Raw genomic sequence first — 4,699 nt, forward strand, 5'->3', positions numbered from 1 at the left:
ATGAAAGATCTGGTATAGAAAAATTATTTACTCACTATGACCAAATATGTGACAGATTAAAAATAGCTGGTATATATATAGATGGAAAATTAGAAGCATTTACTATGGGTGAATTATTAAACAAAAATATGGCTTTAATTCACATAGAAAAAGCTAATCCAGAAATAAGAGGATTATATCCTTATATAAACCAACAATTTTTAGTTCATGAATTCCCTGAAGTTGAATTTGTAAATAGAGAAGAAGATATGGGAATAGAAGGACTTAGAAAAGCAAAATTATCTTACCATCCATGTAAACTTGTTGAAAAATACACTGTTAGGGAGGCTAACTAATTGAATATTAGATATGCTAGAGCAACTGATAAAAATCAAATAGTTTCACTTTGGAATTATTGTTTTGAGGATGGAGAAGATTTTGTAAAATACTATTTTGAAAATTTATATGATAAAAAAAATACTATTATAATAGAAGAAAATAATGAGGTGTTGTCTGCGCTTCAATTAAACAAATACAAAATAGACCTTAGAAACAGAAAATACGATGTATCTTATGTTGTAGGTGTTTCATCGAAGCCTGAAGTTAGAGGGCTTGGTTATATGAAACATCTAATGACATATACGTTAGAAGAGTTATATAAAAGTGGAGAAATAGTATCACTTTTAATGGCGATTGATTATAGACTGTATAAAAGATATGGATTTGACCATTGCTATGACCAAATTCAATATAATATAAAAACAGATGAGCTTTCAGGATTTAGAGTAACATCTAAATTGAGAAAAGTTGATTTTGAAGATCCTAAAATATTATCTGAAATTTATACAAATGCAGTGAAAAACTTAAATGGATATGCATTGAGAGATGAAGTTTACTTTGATAGATTTATGAAAGAAATCGAATCTGAAGATGGATATATATATATTGATGAAGAAAACAAAAGTTATATAGCATATTATATACAAGGAGACACAATCTTTGTTAGAGAGCTTATATACAACAATATTTCGTCATTAAAATCTATATTAGCTTATATATACAATCACAATACACAATGCAAAAATACAGTTATAAATGCACCTGTAGATGACAAAATTAAATTAATAATTGCTAATTTAAAAACTTGTGAAATTAAATTAATTCCATTTATGGCGGGAAGAGTTATTAACTTTGAAAAATATATCGAAAGTATAAATTTAGATAATATAAATACATACCATATTGAAGGTGAATCTATAAAAATAAAAGTTATAGATAAATATATACCTCAAAATGATAATGTATTTGAAATATATATAAAAGACAACAAAGTAAAAATAGAAAAAACACAAGAAAGTTATGATATAGAGTTGGATATAAACTCTATAACGCAATTAGCTTTTTCTTATTTAAATATAGAAGAAATTTTTATGTTAAATGAAATTGATGAAAATTCTTTAACATCAAATCAAATAAAATTATTAAATATTTTATTTGAAAAAAAGGTAAACTATATAGATGAACTTGTTTAAAAAAATGGCGTTTTACTAAAAAGTAAAATGCCATTTTTTTTTATTTAGAATAAAAAATAGGAAAAAATTTAAATTCTAAGGAAATTATGTATTATCTAGAATAACGGAAAAAGCCATTGACACTATGAACAAAGTGAAATTTTAAGCAACGGACGAAGTCGTTGGCGCTATGAACGAAGTGAAATTTTAAGCAACGGACGAAGTCGTTGGCGTCATGAACAAAGTGAATTTTTTATATAAAAATTTAAAAATATGATGGAAAAAAATAGAAATAAGTATACAATATATTCATGAATAAAAAATAACTGGATATTCAATTAATAAATAACTGGGGTGATATATGATGGAAGTAAAATATGCAAAACGAATGATGACAGAAGGTGGATCTGAAATAAGTGATATATTAGCATTAACAGCTAAACCAGAAGTAATATCTTTTGCAGGGGGGCTACCTGCGCCAGAATTATTTCCTGTAGAAGATATGGAGAGAATGGCTAACGAAGTTTTAGAGGAAGTAGGAAGAGTAGCTTTACAATATTCTTCAGCTCAAGGTTTCCCAAAATTTAGACAACAGATAGCTGATAGAATGAATGATAAACAAAAAACTAATGTTAAAGCTGATGATATATTAATAACTAGTGGTTCACAACAAGCATTAGAGTTTTCAGCAAAGATATTTATAGATGAAGGCGACGTAATATTATGTGAAAGTCCAACTTATTTAGGGGCATTAAATGCATTTAATGGATATGGACCAAAATACATAGAAGTTGAAACAGATGAAGATGGTATGAATATGGAAGCTTTAGAAAGAGTTTTACAAACAACTGACAGAGTAAAAATGATATATGTTATACCAGATTTTCAAAATCCAACTGGAAGAACGTGGCCAATTGAAAAACGTAAAAAATTTGTTGAATTAATAACTAAATATAAAGTAGTTGCTTTAGAAGATAATCCTTATGGTGAGTTAAGATATGAAGGAGAATTTTTACCTTCATTAAAATCTTTTGATAAAGAAGGATATGTAGTATATTTAGGAACATTTTCAAAAATACTATGTCCAGGATATAGACTTGGATGGGTATGTGCAACGCCAGAAATATTATCTAAATATATAAGATGTAAAGAAGATGGGGATTTACAAACATCTACAATTTCTCAATTAGAAGTTAGTAGATATTTAGATGAATGTGATGTTGATGCACATGTAGTAGAAATAAGAGATTTATATAAAAAGCGTAGAGATTTAATGTTAAAAACAATAGAAGAAGAGTTCCCAGAAGAAGTAAAATGGACTCATCCAGAAGGTGGATTATTTATGTGGGTAACAGTACCTGAAAGCATAAATACTACTGAAATGATGAAAAAATGTGTCGAAAACAATGTAGCATATGTTCCAGGTGTTGCTTTTTATCCGGGAAGAACTAAAACTAATAACTTCAGATTAAATTATTCAAATATGGATGAAGACAGAATAGTAACAGGTATAAAGAGAATAGCTGAAGTTATAAAAAATGAATTAAAATAATAGAAAGTTTATACTTGTAAAATTAGAAATAAGACATATGGTTAAATATATGTCTTATTTTTATAACTTATAGGAGAATTTATAAAAATATACATAAATATATAGATTAAGGGCAATTTATCATAAACAGGTATTTTATCATAAATATTATGATTAATAATATAAAATTTTTAATATAGGAGGTAGGGTATAGAATGTTAAAAGAAAATTTAATGGTTAAAGCATTAAATAAATTTGACGATATTTGTTTTTTGGTTATAGTTGATGGAGAAGAGTATAAAATAGGAGAGGGAGAACCAACATTTACAGCAAAATTTAAAGAATCTATACCAGTAAGTAAATTGCTTAGCAGTACATCTCTTGCATTAGGAGAAGCATATATGAGTGGAAATTTAGAAATAGAGGGGGATTTATATAATGCCCTTGATTACTTTATGAGTGAAATGGATAAATTCTCTATAGATAAAAAGGCAATGAAAAAATTAATTTTCACATCAATATCTAAGAAAAATCAAGAAAAAGAAGTTAGAAGTCATTATGACATAGGAAATGATTTTTATAAGTTATGGCTAGATGAAACTATGAGCTATTCTTGCGGATATTTTTTAAATGATAATGATACTCTATATCAAGCTCAAGTCAATAAAGTAGACTACATTTTAAAAAAATTATACTTAAAAGAAGGAATGACACTACTTGATATAGGTTGTGGATGGGGATTTTTATTAATTGAAGCAGCTAAAAAATATAAAATTCATGGAACAGGAATTACATTGAGTGTTGAGCAATACAATGAATTTAGAAGAAGAATAGTAGACGAAGGTTTAGAAGACTACTTAGAAGTAAAACTTATGGACTATAGAGATTTAAAAAATAGTGACTTAAAATTTGATAGAGTTGTAAGTGTAGGTATGCTTGAACATGTAGGGCGCGATAATTATCAATTATTTATAGACTGTGTAAATACAGTATTAAAACCTCATGGGCTATTTTTACTACACTTTATAAGTGGTCTGAAAGAGCATCCAGGCGATCCATGGATAAAAAAATACATATTCCCAGGAGGAGTTATCCCAAGTTTAAGAGAAATAATGAATTGTTTAGCAGAAGATAATTTCCATACACTAGATGTAGAGAACTTAAGAAATCATTATAATCGCACACTTTTATGCTGGGAAAAGAATTATAAAGAACATATAGACGAAGTTAGAGAAATGTTTGATGAAGAATTTGTACGAATGTGGGATTTATATCTTTCAGCTTGTGCGGCAATTTTCCACAATGGAATAATAGATATCCATCAAATATTAGTATCTAAAGGAGTAAATAATGATTTACCAATTGTTCGTTGGTACTAAAATTTAAAAATACAAAACTCTTATATAAAAAGGAATAGATAGTATATAACTATGTATTCCTTTATTTTTTGGGATTATATCATATAAAAATCTATATTAAGACTCTTTAATATATAGTCTAATTACAAATATATCAAATTACGTTGTAGTTTTGATAACTTAAATATTATATGATTTTATAAATAATAGAAATCTAAAAAAATAATTATTTAAAATTGAGTATACTTTTTAAATAAGGTCAATAATACTAAAAATAAACTTTTAGGGGTGAGACTTTGAGAAGACCGTTGTTATTGATT

4 protein-coding genes are annotated in these 4,699 nt (G+C 26.8%); all 4 read left to right on the forward strand.

Going from position 1 to position 4,699, the window contains the following annotated elements; genetic code table 11:
* A partial coding sequence (locus tag I4U58_RS12700; RefSeq protein WP_195931712.1) for a phosphatidylglycerol lysyltransferase domain-containing protein occupies positions 1-335 on the forward strand: 335 nt, incomplete at its 5' end.
* On the forward strand, positions 336-1,511 hold the full coding sequence (locus tag I4U58_RS12705) for a GNAT family N-acetyltransferase (protein ID WP_195931713.1): 1,176 nt from the start codon (positions 336-338) through the stop codon (positions 1,509-1,511).
* 343 nt (positions 1,512-1,854) lie between these two features.
* Complete coding sequence (locus tag I4U58_RS12710) at positions 1,855-3,042, forward strand: PLP-dependent aminotransferase family protein (RefSeq protein WP_195931715.1); 1,188 nt, start codon at positions 1,855-1,857, stop codon at positions 3,040-3,042.
* A 194-nt stretch (positions 3,043-3,236) separates the two neighbouring features.
* Positions 3,237-4,400, forward strand: a complete 1,164-nt coding sequence (locus I4U58_RS12715; RefSeq protein ID WP_195931714.1) for a cyclopropane-fatty-acyl-phospholipid synthase family protein — start codon at positions 3,237-3,239, stop codon at positions 4,398-4,400.
* Positions 4,401-4,699 lie beyond the last annotated feature (299 nt).

The organism is Clostridium sp. 1001270J_160509_D11, assembly GCF_015667935.1.
Lineage (GTDB): Bacteria > Bacillota > Clostridia > Peptostreptococcales > Peptostreptococcaceae > Intestinibacter.

What these genes read in the sequence shown, in the direction of transcription:
- I4U58_RS12710 (WP_195931715.1), top strand. Translation starts at nt 1,855, where the DNA reads ATGGAAGTAAAATATGCAAAACGAATGATGACAGAAGGTGGATCTGAA.
- I4U58_RS12715 (WP_195931714.1), top strand. Translation starts at nt 3,237, where the DNA reads ATGTTAAAAGAAAATTTAATGGTTAAAGCATTAAATAAATTTGACGAT.